At 67.2% G+C, this 16,747-nt stretch carries 15 protein-coding genes and 5 tRNA genes; 4 read left to right on the forward strand and 16 right to left on the reverse strand.

Going from position 1 to position 16,747, the window contains the following annotated elements; genetic code table 11:
* Window positions 1-11 precede the first annotated feature (11 nt).
* From nusG to RTX79_RS14830, 16 genes are all read right to left on the reverse strand, one after another.
* On the reverse strand, window positions 12-575 hold the full coding sequence (gene nusG / locus RTX79_RS14755; protein ID WP_042615323.1) for a transcription termination/antitermination protein NusG: 564 nt from the start codon (window positions 573-575) through the stop codon (window positions 12-14).
* A gap of 10 nt (window positions 576-585) precedes the next feature.
* Window positions 586-999, reverse strand: coding sequence for a preprotein translocase subunit SecE (gene secE, locus RTX79_RS14760; protein ID WP_312684537.1), 414 nt, complete (start codon window positions 997-999; stop codon window positions 586-588).
* A 46-nt stretch (window positions 1,000-1,045) separates the two neighbouring features.
* Window positions 1,046-1,121: transfer RNA gene (locus RTX79_RS14765), tRNA-Trp, on the reverse strand.
* Window positions 1,122-1,224: 103 nt separating this feature from the next.
* The gene (gene tuf, locus RTX79_RS14770; RefSeq protein WP_101098575.1) at window positions 1,225-2,415 is read right to left on the reverse strand and encodes an elongation factor Tu; all 1,191 of its coding nucleotides are present in this window, start codon (window positions 2,413-2,415) and stop codon (window positions 1,225-1,227) included.
* 40 nt (window positions 2,416-2,455) lie between these two features.
* Window positions 2,456-2,531 (reverse strand) — tRNA-Thr (locus RTX79_RS14775).
* A gap of 53 nt (window positions 2,532-2,584) precedes the next feature.
* A tRNA-Gly gene (locus RTX79_RS14780) sits at window positions 2,585-2,658 on the reverse strand.
* 35 nt (window positions 2,659-2,693) lie between these two features.
* Window positions 2,694-2,779 (reverse strand) — tRNA-Tyr (locus tag RTX79_RS14785).
* 136 nt (window positions 2,780-2,915) lie between these two features.
* On the reverse strand, window positions 2,916-3,944 hold the full coding sequence (locus RTX79_RS14790; RefSeq protein WP_312684538.1) for an isoaspartyl peptidase/L-asparaginase family protein: 1,029 nt from the start codon (window positions 3,942-3,944) through the stop codon (window positions 2,916-2,918).
* A gap of 860 nt (window positions 3,945-4,804) precedes the next feature.
* Window positions 4,805-5,896 (reverse strand): redox-regulated ATPase YchF, encoded by a 1,092-nt coding sequence (ychF, locus tag RTX79_RS14795; protein WP_309687882.1) that lies wholly within the window; start codon window positions 5,894-5,896, stop codon window positions 4,805-4,807.
* Window positions 5,897-6,008: 112 nt separating this feature from the next.
* Entirely contained in the window at window positions 6,009-6,587 is a 579-nt protein-coding gene (pth, locus tag RTX79_RS14800; RefSeq protein WP_042614859.1) for an aminoacyl-tRNA hydrolase, read from the reverse strand.
* Between the two features lie 77 nt (window positions 6,588-6,664).
* Window positions 6,665-7,288, reverse strand: coding sequence for a 50S ribosomal protein L25/general stress protein Ctc (locus RTX79_RS14805; RefSeq protein WP_042614860.1), 624 nt, complete (start codon window positions 7,286-7,288; stop codon window positions 6,665-6,667).
* Between the two features lie 111 nt (window positions 7,289-7,399).
* A complete protein-coding gene (locus tag RTX79_RS14810; protein ID WP_042614861.1) occupies window positions 7,400-8,359 on the reverse strand; it encodes a ribose-phosphate diphosphokinase in 960 nt (319 codons plus the stop codon).
* A gap of 138 nt (window positions 8,360-8,497) precedes the next feature.
* Window positions 8,498-8,574, reverse strand: a tRNA-Gln gene (locus RTX79_RS14815).
* Between the two features lie 12 nt (window positions 8,575-8,586).
* A complete protein-coding gene (gene ispE / locus RTX79_RS14820; protein WP_312684603.1) occupies window positions 8,587-9,459 on the reverse strand; it encodes a 4-(cytidine 5'-diphospho)-2-C-methyl-D-erythritol kinase in 873 nt (290 codons plus the stop codon).
* A complete protein-coding gene (lolB, locus tag RTX79_RS14825; RefSeq protein WP_428696017.1) occupies window positions 9,456-10,109 on the reverse strand; it encodes a lipoprotein insertase outer membrane protein LolB in 654 nt (217 codons plus the stop codon). The genes ispE and lolB overlap by 4 nt, the downstream gene beginning before the upstream one ends.
* Complete coding sequence (locus tag RTX79_RS14830; protein WP_312684543.1) at window positions 10,109-11,797, reverse strand: tetratricopeptide repeat protein; 1,689 nt, start codon at window positions 11,795-11,797, stop codon at window positions 10,109-10,111. Before RTX79_RS14830 ends, lolB begins: the two co-directional genes overlap by 1 nt.
* Before the next feature lie 63 nt (window positions 11,798-11,860).
* Between RTX79_RS14830 and hemA the strand changes: the two genes are divergently transcribed.
* The 4 genes from hemA to ppk2 are packed head-to-tail and all read left to right on the forward strand — an operon-like array spanning window position 11,861 to window position 16,736.
* A complete protein-coding gene (gene hemA / locus RTX79_RS14835) occupies window positions 11,861-13,144 on the forward strand; it encodes a glutamyl-tRNA reductase (protein WP_312684544.1) in 1,284 nt (427 codons plus the stop codon).
* On the forward strand, window positions 13,122-14,207 hold the full coding sequence (gene prfA, locus RTX79_RS14840; protein WP_123698705.1) for a peptide chain release factor 1: 1,086 nt from the start codon (window positions 13,122-13,124) through the stop codon (window positions 14,205-14,207). Before hemA ends, prfA begins: the two co-directional genes overlap by 23 nt.
* Window positions 14,207-15,910 carry a tetratricopeptide repeat protein gene (locus tag RTX79_RS14845; protein ID WP_312684546.1) on the forward strand — a complete coding sequence of 568 codons (1,704 nt, stop codon included), beginning with the start codon at window positions 14,207-14,209 and terminating at the stop codon, window positions 15,908-15,910. The genes prfA and RTX79_RS14845 overlap by 1 nt, the downstream gene beginning before the upstream one ends.
* A gap of 46 nt (window positions 15,911-15,956) precedes the next feature.
* A complete protein-coding gene (ppk2, locus tag RTX79_RS14850) occupies window positions 15,957-16,736 on the forward strand; it encodes a polyphosphate kinase 2 (protein ID WP_312684547.1) in 780 nt (259 codons plus the stop codon).
* Window positions 16,737-16,747: the final 11 nt, after the last annotated feature.

A 16,747-nucleotide genomic window follows, 5' to 3' on the forward strand; every position in this document is an offset into this window, starting at 1 on the left:
CGCTGCGGCGATCAGCCCGTGGCCTTCTCGACCTGGCCGAACTCGAGCTCGACCGGGGTGGCGCGACCGAAGATCAGCACCGAGACGCGCAGGCGGCTCTTCTCGTAATTGACTTCTTCCACGACGCCATTGAAGTCGTTGAACGGGCCGTCGGTGACGCGGACCATCTGGCCCGGCTCGAACAGCACCTTCGGACGCGGCTTCTCGATACCGTCCTGGACCCGGTTCAGGATGGCCTCGGCCTCCGAATCGGCAATCGGCAGCGGACGATCAGCGGTGCCACCGATGAAGCCCAGCACGCGGGAGGTGTCCTTCACCAAGTGCCAGCTCTCGCTGTCGATGCGCGGAATGCCGCCTTCTTCGTGGGTCTCGATCTGGACCAGCACGTAGCCGGGGAAGAACTTCCGTTCGGAGCGGCGCTTCTGGCCAGCGCGCATCTCGACCACTTCTTCGGTCGGGACCAGCACATCACCAAACAGCTCCTGCTTCTCTTCACGAACGATGCGATCGCGCAGGGCCTGCGCAACCGACTTCTCGAAGCCTGAATAGGCGTGAACAACGTACCAGCGCTTCATGGGTATCTCCTTACCGGCTCAGGAACAGCTGAGTCAGTTTCTGAATGACGAAGTCGAACCCACCCAGCAGCAGGCTGAGGATGATCACAACAACGATGACGACCCAGGTCATCCGGATGGCTTCCTGGCGCGTCGGCCAGACCACTTTGCGCAGTTCGAAACGCGACTCGGACAGGAACTCGCGGGTATCGCGACCCTTCCCGGTCAGCATGAAAACGGCAATACCGCCCGCCAGGCCGGCAATGACGGCAAGCGCGCGGATCTGAGCGGTCCAGGCACCCAGCTGGGCGGCACGACCGGAGTCTGCGGAGAACCAGAACCACACGAACAGTCCGGCCAGCACCAGCAGGGCTGCGGCGACGTACTTGACGAGGTCTCCACCAGAAGTGGACGTATCCTTGGAGTGTTCGATCTTGCTGTTCATCCGGCTCGGGCTGCTTTAGCGGCGGACCGCTGGTTAGGAAGGCAGATGGCACGCCAGGAGGGACTCGAACCCCCAACCTGCGGTTTTGGAGACCGCTGCTCTGCCAATTGAGCTACTGGCGTACGTTATAAACTTTGCCTTGCCTTAGACGGCGAAGGCGGACCGAGGTTCCCGGCCCGCCACTCGCGCGACCGGCAGCTTTAGAAAAACCGCCGGTAGTGCAGATTACTTGATGATCTTGGAGACCACGCCGGCGCCGACGGTACGACCGCCTTCACGGATGGCGAAGCGCAGGCCTTCGTCCATGGCGACCGGGTTGATCAGGGTGACAACCATCTTCACGTTGTCGCCCGGCATCACCATTTCAACACCTTCCGGCAGCTTGGCTGCGCCGGTGATGTCGGTGGTGCGGAAGTAGAACTGCGGACGGTAGCCGTTGAAGAATGGGGTGTGACGGCCGCCCTCATCCTTCGACAGCACGTACACTTCGCCTTCGAACTCGGTGTGCGGCTTGATCGAACCCGGCTTGCACAGGACCTGACCGCGCTGCACGTCGTCACGCTTGGTGCCGCGCAGCAGCAGACCGGCGTTGTCGCCTGCCTGACCCTGGTCGAGCAGCTTGCGGAACATTTCCACACCGGTGACGGTGGTCTTGACGGTGTCACGGATACCGACGATTTCGATTTCTTCGCCGACCTTGATCACGCCGCGCTCGATACGACCGGTCACCACGGTGCCGCGGCCCGAGATCGAGAACACGTCTTCCACCGGCATCAGGAACGGCTTGTCGACGTCACGCTCCGGCAGCGGAATCCAGCTGTCCAGGGCTTCGACCAGCTTGATCACGGCCGGCACGCCGATGTCGCTCTGGTCGCCTTCCAGCGCCAGACGGGCCGAACCAGCGATGATCGGGGTGTCGTCGCCCGGGAAGTCGTACTTGCTCAGCAGCTCGCGCACTTCCATTTCGACCAGCTCAAGCAGCTCTGCGTCGTCGACCATGTCGGCCTTGTTCAGGAACACGACGATGTACGGCACGCCGACCTGGCGCGACAGCAGGATGTGCTCGCGGGTCTGCGGCATCGGGCCGTCAGCAGCGGAACAGACCAGGATCGCGCCGTCCATCTGCGCAGCACCGGTGATCATGTTCTTGACGTAGTCAGCATGGCCCGGGCAATCGACGTGGGCGTAGTGACGGACGGTGGATTCGTATTCGACGTGTGCGGTCGAGATCGTGATGCCACGTGCCTTTTCTTCCGGCGCGGCGTCGATCGCGGAGTAATCCTTGAACTCGCCACCGAAGCGCTCGGCACCGATCTTGGTCAGTGCGGCGGTCAGCGTGGTCTTGCCGTGATCGACGTGACCGATGGTGCCGACGTTGACGTGCGGCTTGGTGCGCTCGAACTTACCCTTGGCCATGGCTGCTTATCTCGAATTCGTCTTGGGGTGGTGCTGAAGATGGTGCTCACGAAAGGAATCGAACCTTCGACCTCTTCCTTACCAAGGAAGTGCTCTACCGACTGAGCTACGTGAGCGAGTTTTGCATTATGGCATGAACTGAAATATCTTCAAAGTTCTAAACATTCAATGGAGCGGGAGACGGGAATCGAACCCGCACAATCAGCTTGGAAGGCTGAAGTTCTACCATTGAACTACTCCCGCACCGGGAATTGCCACAACGTGAAACTACGTGAAACTGGTGGAGGGAGGTGGATTCGAACCACCGAAGGCGTAAGCCAGCAGATTTACAGTCTGCCCCCGTTGGCCGCTTGGGTATCCCTCCTTACCACCCCATGCCGTGGCGCCGAAGCGTTGCGGTGTGTGGTGGTGAGCCCGCAATTCTGCTGATCCGGCGGGGGTCTGTCAACACGTTTTTTCTTTTTTTTCACACGCTGTCGCAAACCCGTTGATACGCAAGGTTATTGGCCGGGCGGCTGCAGCGCTTCGTCGGCAAAGATCGCGACATGCGGCACACCGTCCGCGCCGATCCAGCCCCGATACATGCCCTCGGTGTTGAACGGCAGCCCGATTTCGCCCTTCGCGGTGAGCACGATCGCCCCACCGTCGCCGCCCAGCGCGGGAATCATTTCGTTGATCACTTCGCGGCCGGCCTGCGCGGCGGACGCGCCGGCCAGCCGCACGCGCGCGCAGATCTCGTGCGCGGCCGCGGTGCGCAGGTAGTACTCGCCCCAACCCGTGCCGGAAACGGCACAGCCCTCGTCGGCCCAGGTGCCCGCGCCGAGGATCGGCGAGTCGCCGACCCGCCCATAGCGCTTGTTGGTCATGCCGCCCGTCGACGTGCCCGCCGCGAGCGTGCCTGCAGCATCCAGCGCCAGCGCGCCGACGGTGCCGAAGTGCCGGGCGGTTTCCAGCTCGGCATGCGCCTGCCCTGCCCTCTCCTCCTGCAGGGCGCGCTGCAGCTGCTGCCAGCGCTTTTCGGTGCGGAAGTACGACGGATCGACCAGGGCGACGCCCTGTTCGGCCGCGAAGGCCTCGGCGCCCTGGCCGACCATCATCACGTGCGCGGAGTGCGCCATCACCGCCTGCGCCAGCAGGATCGGGTTGCGCACCCGCTGCACGCCCGCCACCGCACCCGCGCGGCGCGTCGCGCCCTCCATCAGCGCCGCGTCCAGTTCGTTGCGGCCGTCATGGGTGAATACCGCACCGCGCCCCGCATTGAAGGTCGGATCGTCCTCCAGCACGGTGATCGCCCGGGTCACCGCGGCCAGCGCTGGGCGGCCCGCCTTCAGCTCGGCATGCCCCTGCAGCAACGCACTGCGCAGCGCTTCGCGCGCGGCGCGCTCCTCCTCAGCGGAAAGCCCTGCGCGCTGCACGCCGGCACCTCCGTGGATCACCAGCAATGGCTGCGGCTCCTTCGCAGCGGCGGCCGCCACAGCGGTGCCGGAGATCGTCAACAGCACGCACAGCATTCCCAGGCGCAGGTTCATTCGGCAACTCCATCCCCATCGTTGCCGACACGCTGCGCGGCGGCGTGGCCGTTGGCAAGTGCCTTTCGCTGCCGGCGCCGGGTTCTCCACACGCGGCGTGGAGAGCGATGGGGGTTTGGTGTGGACAAGTAGCGCTGAGCCACACGCCGCAAGCGTTTCCAAAGGTGGCGATTATTTGTCCACGCACCGCCGCGGTTTTCCACACCCCGCGTGGAGAGCGATGGGGGTTTGGTGTGGACAAGTGCCACTGAGCCACACGCCGCAAGCGTTTCAGATGCTGGTCATTATTTGTCCACACAGAAAAAGTGCCGCGCTCAGGCATGCTGCCGCTCACTCAAGCGAGCGATGTATCGCAGCAGCGAACGGCACAGCCCCTCGTGGGGGTCGCGCAGTACGGGTTCTCAGGCTGGAGCCGGGCGGCGATGCTGGATGGGGGACGGCAAGAACTGCGTCCATGCGGGCCTCGTTTCGCGCCATCCATGGCACGGGTCCACGTCACCGCATTCGCGCTGCCGCTCCCACGCTTTGCTGCGCAAACCGTGGGCCCCATCTCACCAGCACCCACACCCCGCCGCTTCGCGGCCGCCCCTGACTCAGGGGCTCCCTCCACCCATCCTTTAAGCTTTTTTCTTCAACGTGGCGGGACGCGCGCGCGCGGATTGTCAGGGCCGGGCGGGAGGGGTTGATGGGGGCGTTGAGCGCCAAGGATGGCGCGAAACGAGGCCCGCATGGATGCGGTTTTTGCCGTCCCCCACCAACCCCTCGCGCCCGGCCCACCCTGGTAAACCGCTCACAGAGACCCACCACGAGGGGCTCCGCCGTTCGCCCGCAGGCGGGACTTCCGATCGCCCGTTGCAGGATCAGACGTTGAAGCGGAAATGCAGCACGTCGCCTTCCTGCACGCGGTATTCCTTGCCTTCCAGGCGCAACCGCCCGGCTTCCTTGGCACCGGCTTCGCCCTTGAACTTGATGAAGTCGTCATAGGCGATGGTTTCGGCGCGGATGAAGCCCTTCTCGAAATCGGTGTGGATGACCGCGGCGGCCTGCGGCGCGGTGGCCCCCTTGCGCACGGTCCAGGCACGGACTTCCTTCACGCCAGCGGTGAAATAGGTCTGCAGGCCCAGCAGCTGGTAAGCCGCGTTGATGACGCGGTTCAAGCCCGGCTCCTGCAGGCCGAGATCAGCCAGGAAGGTGTCACGGTCTTCGTCATCCAGCTGCGACAGCTCTTCTTCGATGGCCGCCGAGACCGGCACCACCTTGGCCCCCTCTTCGGCAGCGCGCGCACGCACGGCATCCAGGTGCGGATTGTTCTCGAAGCCATCTTCCAGCACGTTGGCGATATACATCACCGGCTTCAGCGTCAGCAGGAACAGATCGCGCACCAGCGCCTTTTCTTCTTCGTCCAGGCCGGCCGCACGACCGGCCTTGCCGTCGGCCAGCGCCGCCTGCAGCTTGGCCAGCACCGGCTTGCGTGCCGCTGCCTCCTTGTCACCGCCCTTGGCCGAACGCTCGGCGCGGTTCAGCGCCTTCTCCACGCTGTCCAGGTCAGCCAGCGCCAGCTCGGTATCGATGGTGTCGATGTCCGACAGCGGATCAACCTTGTTGTTGACGTGGATGACGTCGGCATTCTCGAAGCAACGCACCACGTGGGTGATCGCATCCACTTCGCGGATGTGCGCCAGGAACTTGTTGCCCAGCCCTTCACCGCTGGCCGCACCGGCCACCAGGCCGGCGATGTCGACGAACTCGACCGCCGTCGGGATGACCTTCTGCGGATTGATGATGCCCGCCAGTTCGTTCAGCCGCGGATCCGGCACCGGCACGATGCCGACGTTCGGCTCGATCGTGCAGAACGGGAAGTTGGCCGCGGCGATACCCGCCTTGGTCAGCGCATTGAACAGCGTCGACTTGCCCACGTTGGGCAGGCCGACGATTCCGCATTTGATACCCATGTTCGACAACCTTTGGGGTGAAAGTGATTGGCGAAAAAGCGCACGCGCTGTTTGGCAAATCATTTTCGTCGTACCGCCGCCGAGCACGGCTCGGCGCCATCACGCTTCTGGGTTACTTCGGGGTGTGCAGGCGCTTCATCGCCTCGCTGAAATCGCCCTGCACCGCCAACGGCAGCACGTCGATCGCATCATCGATGGCGCGCGCGATCAGCACGTCGTCGTCCTTCGATGCACGTCCCAGTACCCACGGCACCACGCGATCCTTGTGGCCGGGATGGCCGATGCCCACGCGCAGGCGATGGAAGCGACCATGCCCGAGCAGGCGGATGGTATCGCGAAGGCCATTCTGCCCGCCGTGGCCACCATCGAACTTCAAGCGCGCCGCACCCGGCGGCAGGTCCAGTTCGTCGTGGGCCAGCAGGGTTTCTTCGGGCTCGATCTTCCAGAACCGCTGCGCGGCAGTCACCGACTTGCCACTGAGGTTCATGTACGTGGCCGGCTTCAGCAGCCAGACCGGCTGGCCTGCGATATCGACCTTGGCGGTCTCGCCGAACAGCTTGCTGTCCACGCTCCAGCGTGCGCCCGCCTTTTCGGCCAGGGCCTCCACAAAATGAAACCCAGCGTTGTGCCGGGTCCGGGCGTGCTCGGCACCTGGGTTCCCCAGGCCGACGATCAGTCGCAATCCTGCCATTGTCTCTTCCTGTCACGGCCTGCCAGCGCTGCCGGCAGGTACGGCGCCCGTCCCGGAGGACAGGCGCCGCAACGGCATTACTCTGCGGCTTCTGCGTCTTCAGCAGCGTCGGCAGCATCTTCCTTGCCGTGCTTGGCGGTGACCACGGCATCGTCGTGATCCTTGCCCAGCGCCAGCGCCGGCAGCTCAACGCCCTTCGGCAGCTTGAGGTCGGACAGATGGATCACGCCACCGGCCTCCAGGGCGCCCAGGTCGACTTCGATCGACTCCGGCAGGTCCTTCGGCAGGCAGGACACGGTGACTTCCTTCACTTCGTGGGTGACCACGATGTCCGAAGCCTTGCCGGCCGGCGAGGTTTCTTCATTGATGAAGTGCAGCGGCACCGAAGCGGTCAGGACTTCGTTCTCGTTCACGCGCAGGAAATCCAGGTGCAGGATCAGCTGCTTGAACGGGTGGCGCTGCATGTCACGCAGCAGCACGCGCTCGACCTTGCCATCGAGGTTCAGGTCCAGGATGGACGAGTAGAACCAATCGTTGTACTGGGCCAGCCAGATTTCATTGTGGTCAAGGCTGATGGCCACCGGCTCGGCGTTGCCGCCGTAGACGATCGCCGGGATCACGCCAGCGTGACGCAGGCGGCGGCTCGCACCCTTGCGCTGCAGTTCACGCTTGGTGACCTTGATTTCATGGGTCTTGGACATTTTCTACTACCTGTTGGGTGCCCTGCCGTGTGGCGGGGCGGATGAAGGCACTTCCGCGACCAGAAGTGCCCTTGGAGGTCCCTGCCGTTACCGGCGGGGACGAAAAAAAAATCAATCCACGTACAACGAGCTGACCGACTCACCGAAGGCGATGCGGCGCATCGTCTCGGCCAGCATCTCCGCCACGCTCAGCTGGCGGATCTTGCTGCACACGCGCGCGGCGTCCTTCAGCGGGATGGTGTCGGTCACCACCAGCTCATCGAGCTGGGAATTGGTGATGTTGTCCACCGCCGGGCCGGACAGCACCGCGTGGGTGCAGTACGCGGCGACCTTAAGCGCACCGCGCGCCTTCAGGGCAGCAGCAGCGGCGCACAGGGTGCCGGCGGTATCGACGATGTCATCGACCATCACGCAGGTCTTGCCTTCGACGTCACCGATGATGTTCATCACGGTGGAGACGTTGGCGCGCGGACGGCGCTTGTCGATGATCGCCAGGTCGGCGTCGTCCAGGCGCTTGGCCACGGCGCGCGCACGCACCACGCCACCCACGTCCGGGGACACCACGATCAGGTTTTCGGTGCCGTAGGCGCGCCAGATATCGGCGAGCAGCAGCGGCGACGCATATACGTTGTCCACCGGGATGTCGAAGAAGCCCTGGATCTGGTCGGCATGCAGGTCCACGGTCAGCACCCGATCGGCACCGGCGGTGCTGAACATCTTCGCTGCCAGCTTGGCGGTGATCGGCACGCGCGAAGACCGCATGCGGCGATCCTGGCGCGAGTAGCCGAAGTACGGCACCACGGCGGTGACGCTGGCTACCGATGCGCGCTTGAGCGCGTCGATCAGCACCAGCAGTTCCATCAGGTTCTCTGCGCTCGGTGCGCTGGTCGGCTGGATCACGAAGACGTCCTGCTTGCGGACGTTCTCTTCGATTTCGACCTGCACTTCACCATCGGAGAAGTGCGACACCAGTGCCTTGCCCGGACGCACGCCCAGTTCCTTGCAGATGTTCTGTGCGAGGCGTTTGTTGGCGTTGCCGGAAAACACCAGCAGGTTGGGCGAATCTTGCATCATGATTGTCTCGGGCGGGGGCGAGTGGCGGAGATCGGGTTACCCCAGGCACCCGAAGGCCCCTGCGGCTGATTGCACCACGGCATTTCCACGTCCCGCGCAGACAGCTGCGCTGGTTGGCGCGGACCAAGCCGCAAGTGGCAGGGGCGGGAGGATTCGAACCTCCGAATGCCAGGATCAAAACCTGGTGCCTTGGGCCTCTTGGCGACGCCCCTGCATCAAATGAATCAGTTACGCTCGAGTGCATCCAGCAGTGGTGACCGGCCAACGCCCGCCACCACCCACGCCCGCAACTCCTTGGACAACTCCGCCCTGCCCGCCTGCGCAGCCTGCTGCGAAGGGAACTCGACGAAGCACCCACTTCCCGATCCTGTCAGCCGCGCCGTGCCGATGTCGCTCAACGCAGCAAGCACGGCCTCAACGGCAGGCTCGCGGCGGCGCAGCACCGGCTCGAACGCATTGCCGGACAGGTATCCGGAAACGAAGTCCTCTATTTTCGCCATTGGACTGTCGCGCGTCAAATCCGGATCTGCAAAAAGGGCCGGCGTGGGCACGTGGACCCCCGGATCGGCGATCACATACCACGCCGGTGGCAGGTCGATGGGGGTCAGCTGCTCGCCGATGCCTTCGGCCCAGGCGTTGTGTCCGCGCACGAAAACCGGCACGTCCGCCCCCAGCTGCAGGCCCAGCGCGGCCAGCGCATCCGGGTCCAGCCCGGTGCGCCACAGCCGGTTCAAGGCCACCAGCACGGTCGCCGCATCGGACGATCCGCCGCCAAAGCCGCCACCGGCTGGGACGTGCTTTTCGACGACGATATCCACGCCTTGGTCGGTTTTCGCGGCTTTTTTGAGCGCAACTGCCGCCCTTACCGCCAAGTCATCAGCCTCGGCGACACCGGGAAGCGACGCCCCTTGGCGACGTATCTGCCCATCCTGGCGCAGCCGCAGGCCGATCCGGTCACCCCAGTCCAGCAGCCGGAACACGGTCTGCAGCTGGTGATAGCCGTCGGCGCGGCGGCCGGTGATATGAAGGAACAGGTTCAGCTTCGCCGGCGCCGGCCACCAGGACCAGCCATCGGCGTCATCACACGACGGATTCATGGGTTGGCCGCGCCCCACTGGTCGACCACCAGCCGCACCTTGGCGTCGCCCTTGCTGGCTTCGATGCGCCGCGGCAGCGACTGCCGGCCGTCCTGCGCGGGGTACCAGTCCAGGTAATCCACCTGCCATCCGGCCTGCCGCAGCTGGCGCGGGCGCCCTTCGGCGTCACGCTGCAGGGCGGCTTCGCCGCTGCCTTCCAGCACCAGTCCGCGGGTCCAGTCGGGCAGCTGGTTGACCGGGATGTCCCAGCCGGTCGCCTCGAGCAGCACGGCCTGCGCATCCGCACCCTCGCGCGGCCCACCGTCCAGGCCTTCCAGCCGGCCGCTGCCCTGCAGGGCGTCGCCCTGCAGGCGCCAGCTCTGCCGGGTCACCGGGGCGCTCAGCTGCACCTGGTAGGCACTGCCCTGCTGCCCCCAGTCGATCCGGCCGCTGCCGCCGTTTTTTCCCTTGCTGACCGCCACCCGCCCCTGGAACGACCAGTCCGGCTGTGCCCGCAGTGCCTGCACGCGTGCCGCTTCGGCACGTTCGGCGGCCGGCGAAACGGTATAGGCCACGTCCGGCACCGGCGTCTTCTGCGAGCCGACCGACGTACAGGCGGCCAGCGCCACCGTGGCCGCGGCCAACAGCAGCGGCCGGGTCATTGAATGCATCATGGTTTCAGGGTCTCGCGGACGCGCTGCAGCGCGCGGTTGTCGGGGTCCAGCCTGGCGGCCTCGTCGAAGTAACGGCGCGCCTCGTCCTGCCGGCCGCTCACCCACAGCACTTCGCCCAGGTGCACGGCGATCTCGGCATCCTTGGCCAGTCCGTAGGCACGACGCAGCTGCACCAGCGCCTCTTCGTTGCGCCCCAGCCGATACAGCACCCAGCCATGGCTGTCGATGATGGCCGGGTTGTCCGGCTCGGCCACGCGGGCGCGGTCGATCAGCTCCAGCGCCTCCTGGTAGCGGTGGGTGCGGTCGGCCAGGGTGTAGCCCAAGGCATTCAACGCGGCGACGTTTTCAGGTTCGGTGACCAGCACCTTGCGCAGGTCGGCCTCCGCACGCGGGATGTCATCGCGGCGCTCCCAGGCCAGCGCGCGGGCGTACAGCAGCGCGTTTTCATCGGGATACGCGGCCAGCCCACGGGCCAGCGCGTCCAGCTCGCCGGCCTCGTCGCCGGCCCGCAGGCGCAGCTCGGCTTCCAGCAGGTAGGCGTCGCGGCGGGCTTCCTCGGCCAGCACCGCGTCGGACTGCACGGCGCGCACCTCTTCCAGCGCCTTGGCCTGGTTGCCGAGCAGGCCCTGTGCGTTGGCCGCGCGCAGCCGGGCTTCGCTCAGTTCCTCGCCCCCGGGCACGCTGTGGTACCAGTCCACCGCCTCCTGGTAGCGCTTGAGGTATTCGGCGATCTTGCCCAGCAGCAGGCGCTGAGCCGGATCAGGCTTGCTGGCCGCACGCGACAGCTCGGTGTACAGCGCGGTCAGCGCGGTGGCGTCATCCTGCTTGGCCAACAGCGATGCGCGCATGCCGTAGGTCTGGGTGTCCTGCGGTCCGCTGGACAGCACGCGCTCGGCAGCCACCGCCTCGTTCATGCTGTCGTAGGCAATGGCCACCGCATTGCGCAGGTCGACGCTGGTGCGGGTCTGCGGCTCCAGTGCCTGCAGCACGGTCACCGCTTCAGCGGTGTGTCCGGTCTGCTGCAGCTGGCTGGCCCGCAGCAGCGCCACGCGCGGGTCCTGCGGGAAGCGGCGCACCACCTGGTCGACCATGCGCTGGGCCAGTTCCGGCTTGTCCATGCGCATCGCCAGCCGGCCGAACTCCTGCCAGACCTCGATCCGGTTGGGGATCGCATCGGCCTCGACAAGGGCTTCCAGCACCTGCGCCGGCACTCCCGGGTCGCGCCCACCACCGACCAGCGCGGCCAGGCTGAAGCGCCAGCCTTCCTCGCCGGGTGCGGCCAGCAGCGCCTTCAGTTCGGCTTCCGCCACCTCGGGCTTGCCCTGCCGCATCGCCAGCGCCGCGGCGGCGCTGCGCATCGCCAGCGAACGCGGTGCGCGTTGCTGCCACAGGGCCAGCGCCTGCGCGGCACGCGCATCATCATTGGCCAGCATGGCGATCCGGGTGGCACGTTCGGCCAGCCCGGCATCGCCTTCACTGGCCTGCGCGGCCAGCAGGTACTGCGCCGCCGAGTCGGGCAATTTGCCCGCCTGCAGGGCGAATTCGCCCACCAGCGCAGGCTCCAGCGAAGGCTCCTGGGCACGTTCGGCCTGGTCCAGCACGCGGGCGATGGAGGGGGCTGCCAGCGCTTCGCCCGCCATCAGGCTGAGCAGCAGAACACTGGAGATGCGAATCAATGCGGGCATCGACGGCATTGGGGCCTTAAAATGTGTGCCTATGGCCAGCAGCTTATCGCAAGCAACTGAACAATGACCCTGTGGGTGCTCGGACTGAATCACCAGACCGCACCGGTGGACCTGCGCGAACGCGCGGCCTTCGCCGGTGAGGCGTTGCCGCGCGCGCTCGGTTCGCTGCGCGACACCCCGCAGATCGCCGAGGCAGTGCTGCTGTCCACCTGCAACCGCACCGAACTGTATGCGGTGGCCGACTCCGAAGCCGCCCTGAACCAGTGGCTGCAGGGCCAGGCCGGTGACCTGCAGGGCTACCTGTACCAGCATGCCGACGCCGATGCGGTGCGCCACCTGTTCCGGGTCGCCACCGGGCTGGATTCGATGGTGCTGGGCGAACCGCAGATCCTGGGCCAGGTGAAGGACGCCTGGTCGGTGGCGCGCGAACACGGCCTGCTCGGCCAGCGCCTGGACCGGCTGTTCCAGCAGACCTTCTCGGTGGCCAAGCGCGCCCGCACCGATACCCAGGTCGGCGCCAATCCGGTCTCGGTGGCTTCTGCCGCCGTGCGGCTGGCGCAGAACTCGTTCGCGCGGCTGGACGATTCCACCGTGCTGCTGGTCGGCGCCGGGGAAACCATCGAACTGGCCGCGCGCCACCTCAGCGATGGCAAGGTGCGCCGCCTGCTGATCGCCAACCGCACCCTGGCCCACGCCCAGGACCTGGCCAGCCGGCACGGCGGGGTGGCCTTGCCGCTGGCCGAGCTGGACCGCCATCTTGCCGAAGCGGACATCGTGTTCTCCGCCACCGCCGCGCGCGAGCCGGTGATCCACCGCGACGCGGTGGCCGCGGCGCTGCGTGCCCGCCGGCACAAGCCGATGCTGCTGTTCGACCTGGCCGTGCCGCGTGACATCGAAGCCAGCGTGGCCGCCCTGGCCGATGCCTTCCTGTACACCGTGGACGACCTGGAACGGGCGGTGGAAGACAACCGCCGCGGGCGCCGCGAGGCCGCCGCTGAAGCCGAAGCCATCATCGAGCTGCAGGTCGCCCGTTTCGTGGAAACCCAGCAGGCGGGCGCGCACCATGCGCCGCTGAAGCAGCTGCGCGCGTTCGGCGAAACCACCCGCGCGGAAATGCTGGAACGGGCGCGGGCGCAGCTGGCCAACGGCAAGCCGGCCGACGAAGTACTGGAACTGCTCGCCCATGGCCTGACCAACCGCCTGCTGCACCCGCCCACCGCCGCCCTGCGCGCCGCCGCGCTGACCGGCGATGCCGACCTGACCCGCGCCGCCGAGCGCCTGTTCCCGGCGCAGCCGGGATACCACCATCCTGCCGTGAGACCTGATGACGCCGACCCTGCGCCGTAAGCTTGAAGCGCTGGCCGAGCGCCGCGAAGAACTCGAACGCCTGCTTTCCGACCCCAGCGTGGTGGCCGACAACAAGCGCTTCCGCGATCTTTCGCGCGAATTCGCGCAGCTGGAACCGGTCGCCACCGCGCTGGCCGAAGAGCGCCGCGCCAAGGACGACCTTGCCGCCGCCGAGGCGATGCGCGCCGACCCGGACCTGCGTGAGCTGGCCGACGAGGAAGTGGACGCCGCGCAGGCCCGCCTGGCGCAGCTGGACCATGACCTGGCGCTGCTGCTGGTCCCGCGCGACCCGCGTGATGAGGGCAACCTGTTCCTGGAAGTACGTGCCGGCACCGGCGGCGACGAAGCGGCGATCTTCGCCGGCGACCTGTTCCGCATGTATGCCCGCTACGCCGAACGCCAGGGCTGGAAGGTGGAAGTCGAATCGGACAGCCCCGGCGAACACGGCGGCTACAAGGAAGTGGTGGCCCGGGTGGTCGGGCGCGGCGCGTTCTCGCGGCTGAAATTCGAATCCGGCACGCACCGCGTGCAGCGGGTGCCGGCGACCGAATCGCAGGGCCGCATCCATACCTCGGCGGCGACGGTGGCGATCATCCCCGAAGCCGACGAAATCGACGAGGTACAGATCAATCCGGCCGACCTGCGGGTGGATACGTTCCGCTCCTCCGGCGCCGGTGGCCAGCACGTCAACAAGACCGAATCGGCCATCCGCATCACCCATGTCCCGACCGGGGTCGTGGTGGAATGCCAGACCGAGCGCAGCCAGCATGCCAACCGCGACAAGGCGATGAAGCGCCTGAAAGCGCAGCTGCTGGATGCCGAGCGTTCGCGCCAGGATGCAGCGCAGGCCGAATCGCGACGCCTGCAGGTCGGCAGTGGCGACCGCAGCCAGCGCATCCGCACCTACAGTTTTCCGCAGGGCCGCATCACCGACCACCGCGTGGAGGGACTGACGCTGTATGACCTGCCCAACGTGATGGCCGGCGACATGGATGCCTTGCTGCAGCGGCTTTCGCAGGAACACCAGGCCGACGCCCTGGCCCAGCTGGCCGCGTCCCCCTGATGCAGCCGGCCAGCCAGCGCCAGCAGCTGCAGCAGGCGGTCCGCCGCCAGCCGGCGGACTTCATCGCCTGGGTGATGCTGGCCGATGCCGAACTGGAAGCCGGCGACCTGGCAGCCGGTGAGCAGGCCGCGCGGCGTGCCCTGCAGCTGCGTCCGCGGCATCCCGAAGCGCTGGCCCGGCTGGGCCGGGTGGCGTGGATGGCCGGCGCGCACGGCGATGCCGCCCAGCTGCTTGGCGAGGCCGCAGCCGGCGCGCCGCAGCACCCTGGCATTGCATTGTGGCTGGGCCACGCGCTGGAAGATGCCGGCGATGCCGAAGGCGCGGCGGATGCGTACCGACGCGCCCACGCGCTGTTGCCCGACGAGCCCTACATCGCCGCGCAGCGGCTGGCCTGGCAGCGCCGCCTGTGCGACTGGCAGGACATCGATGCGCTGTCGCGGCAGGTCCGCGATGCCGTGGCCAGCGGCCGCGGCGCGGTGGAACCGTTCGCCTTCCTCAGCGAAGACGCCAGTGCCGCCGAACAGCTGGCCTGTGCGCGGCTGCGCGCGGCGCAGTTCGGCGGCGTGCGGCCGCTGCCGCCGACCGCGGTGCGGCAACGCGGCCCGCTGCGGATCGGCCTGCTCTCCAACGGCTTCGGCGCGCACCCCACCGGCCTGCTGACCGTGGCGGTGTTCGAACAGCTGCGGCAGGACCCGGCGCTGGATATCCATCTGTTCGCGCTCAACCGCGACGATGGCAGCCCCATCCGGCAGCGCCTGTCCGCCGCCACCCGCCTGCATGAGGTGGCCGGCCTGCGGCATGCCGACGTGGCGGCACGGATCCGCGCCGAAGGCATCGACGTGCTGTTCGACCTGCGCGGCTGGGGCGGCGGCGGTGCGCCGGAAGTGCTGGCGCTGCGCCCGGCGCCGCTGCAGGTCAACTGGCTCGCGTATCCGGGCACCTCCGGTGCGCCGTGGATGGACGTGGTGCTGGCCGACGCGTTCGTGCTGCCGGCCGCGCTGGACGCACACTTCAGCGAACGCGTGCTGCGCCTGCCGCGTGCCTTCCAGCCTTCGGACAACACCCGCCTGCTGCAGCCGGCACCGTCGCGCGCCGCCTGCGGCCTGCCGGAGCGCGGCGTGGTGTTCTGCTGTTTCAACAACAGCTACAAATTGAATCCGCGCAGCGTGGCGCGTGCCTTGCAGGTGCTGCAGGGCGTGCCCGGCAGCGTGCTGTGGCTGCTGTCCGGGCCGGGCCGCGCCGATGCCCGCCTGCGCGATGCGGCACGCGCGGCCGGGGTGGATCCGGCGCGGCTGGTGTTCATGGCCAAGCTGCCGCATGCGCAGTACCTGGCCCGCTATGCACTGGCCGACCTGTTCCTGGATACCCATCCGTACAACGCGCACACCACTGCATCGGATGCGCTGTGGGCCGGCTGCCCGGTCCTGACCTGCCCCTGCGACACCTTCGCCGCGCGCGTGGCCGGCAGCTTGAACCACCACCTCGGCCTGCATGCGATGAACGTGGCCGACGATGCCGCTTTCATCGCCCGCGCCACGGCACTGGGCAATGACCCCGCCGCGCTGGCGCTGCTGCGCGCGCAGCTGGCCGAGGCACGCGCCGGCAGCGGCCTGTTCGACATGGGCGGCTTCGCCGCCGACCTGTCCCGGCTGCTGCAGCAGCTGGCCGGCGAACACGGCTGGCAGGGCGCGCACACCGCCTGAACCGCGCACGCGGCACACTGCGGCTTCCCCCTGACCGGAGTCGCCGATGGCAAAGCTCAAGCGCAAGGCCTACGAGGCCTTGCTGGAACCGATGCAGCTGGAACTGGCCACCATGGCGCGCTGGGTGCAGCTGACCGGCCAGCGCGTGCTGGTGCTGTTCGAAGGGCGCGATACCGCGGGCAAGGGCGGTGCCATCCAGGCCATCAGCCAGCACCTCAACCCACGCCAATGCCGGGTGGTCGCACTGCCCAAGCCGACCGACCGTGAAGCCACCCAGTGGTACTTCCAGCGCTACGCCAGCCACCTGCCCGCCGCCGGCGAGATCGTGCTGATGGACCGCAGCTGGTACAACCGCGCCGGCGTGGAACAGGTGATGGGCTACTGCAGCGATGCGCAGTACCGGCAGTTCCTGCAGCAGGCACCGGTGTTCGAACAGCTGCTGGTGGACGACGGCATCCTGCTGTTCAAGTACTGGCTGGCGGTTGACCAGGCGCAGCAGGAGGAACGTTTCGCAGAGCGCCATGCCGATCCGTTGAAGGGCTGGAAGCTGTCACCGGTGGACCTGCAGTCGCGCGACAAGTACGAGGCCTACACCCAGGCCCGCGAAGCCATGCTGGAGGCCACCCACCGTCCCGGTGCGCCGTGGACGCTGGTGGACTTCAACGACCAGCGCACGGGACGGCTGACCCTGGTGCGCAACCTGCTCGACCGGCTGCCCGATACCCATGTCGACGAGGCGCTGCCGAAGCTGCCGAAGCTGAAAGGCAAGCTGCACCGCGAGCACTACGCGCTGCTGGAACCGATCGAGGCGTTCCCGATCGACTGAGCCAGCGCTTC

This window comes from Stenotrophomonas chelatiphaga (assembly GCF_032054965.1).
Classification (GTDB): domain Bacteria; phylum Pseudomonadota; class Gammaproteobacteria; order Xanthomonadales; family Xanthomonadaceae; genus Stenotrophomonas; species Stenotrophomonas chelatiphaga.

What these genes read in the sequence shown, in the direction of transcription:
- tuf (WP_101098575.1), bottom strand. Translation starts at nt 2,415, where the DNA reads ATGGCCAAGGGTAAGTTCGAGCGCACCAAGCCGCACGTCAACGTCGGC.
- ispE (WP_312684603.1), bottom strand. Translation starts at nt 9,459, where the DNA reads ATGAATCCGTCGTGTGATGACGCCGATGGCTGGTCCTGGTGGCCGGCG.
- pth (WP_042614859.1), bottom strand. Translation starts at nt 6,587, where the DNA reads ATGGCAGGATTGCGACTGATCGTCGGCCTGGGGAACCCAGGTGCCGAG.
- lolB (WP_428696017.1), bottom strand. Translation starts at nt 10,109, where the DNA reads ATGCATTCAATGACCCGGCCGCTGCTGTTGGCCGCGGCCACGGTGGCG.
- ppk2 (WP_312684547.1), top strand. Translation starts at nt 15,957, where the DNA reads ATGGCAAAGCTCAAGCGCAAGGCCTACGAGGCCTTGCTGGAACCGATG.
- RTX79_RS14805 (WP_042614860.1), bottom strand. Translation starts at nt 7,288, where the DNA reads ATGTCCAAGACCCATGAAATCAAGGTCACCAAGCGTGAACTGCAGCGC.
- RTX79_RS14810 (WP_042614861.1), bottom strand. Translation starts at nt 8,359, where the DNA reads ATGCAAGATTCGCCCAACCTGCTGGTGTTTTCCGGCAACGCCAACAAA.
- RTX79_RS14830 (WP_312684543.1), bottom strand. Translation starts at nt 11,797, where the DNA reads ATGCCCGCATTGATTCGCATCTCCAGTGTTCTGCTGCTCAGCCTGATG.
- hemA (WP_312684544.1), top strand. Translation starts at nt 11,861, where the DNA reads ATGACCCTGTGGGTGCTCGGACTGAATCACCAGACCGCACCGGTGGAC.
- RTX79_RS14845 (WP_312684546.1), top strand. Translation starts at nt 14,207, where the DNA reads ATGCAGCCGGCCAGCCAGCGCCAGCAGCTGCAGCAGGCGGTCCGCCGC.
- prfA (WP_123698705.1), top strand. Translation starts at nt 13,122, where the DNA reads ATGACGCCGACCCTGCGCCGTAAGCTTGAAGCGCTGGCCGAGCGCCGC.
- ychF (WP_309687882.1), bottom strand. Translation starts at nt 5,896, where the DNA reads ATGGGTATCAAATGCGGAATCGTCGGCCTGCCCAACGTGGGCAAGTCG.
- RTX79_RS14790 (WP_312684538.1), bottom strand. Translation starts at nt 3,944, where the DNA reads ATGAACCTGCGCCTGGGAATGCTGTGCGTGCTGTTGACGATCTCCGGC.
- nusG (WP_042615323.1), bottom strand. Translation starts at nt 575, where the DNA reads ATGAAGCGCTGGTACGTTGTTCACGCCTATTCAGGCTTCGAGAAGTCG.
- secE (WP_312684537.1), bottom strand. Translation starts at nt 999, where the DNA reads ATGAACAGCAAGATCGAACACTCCAAGGATACGTCCACTTCTGGTGGA.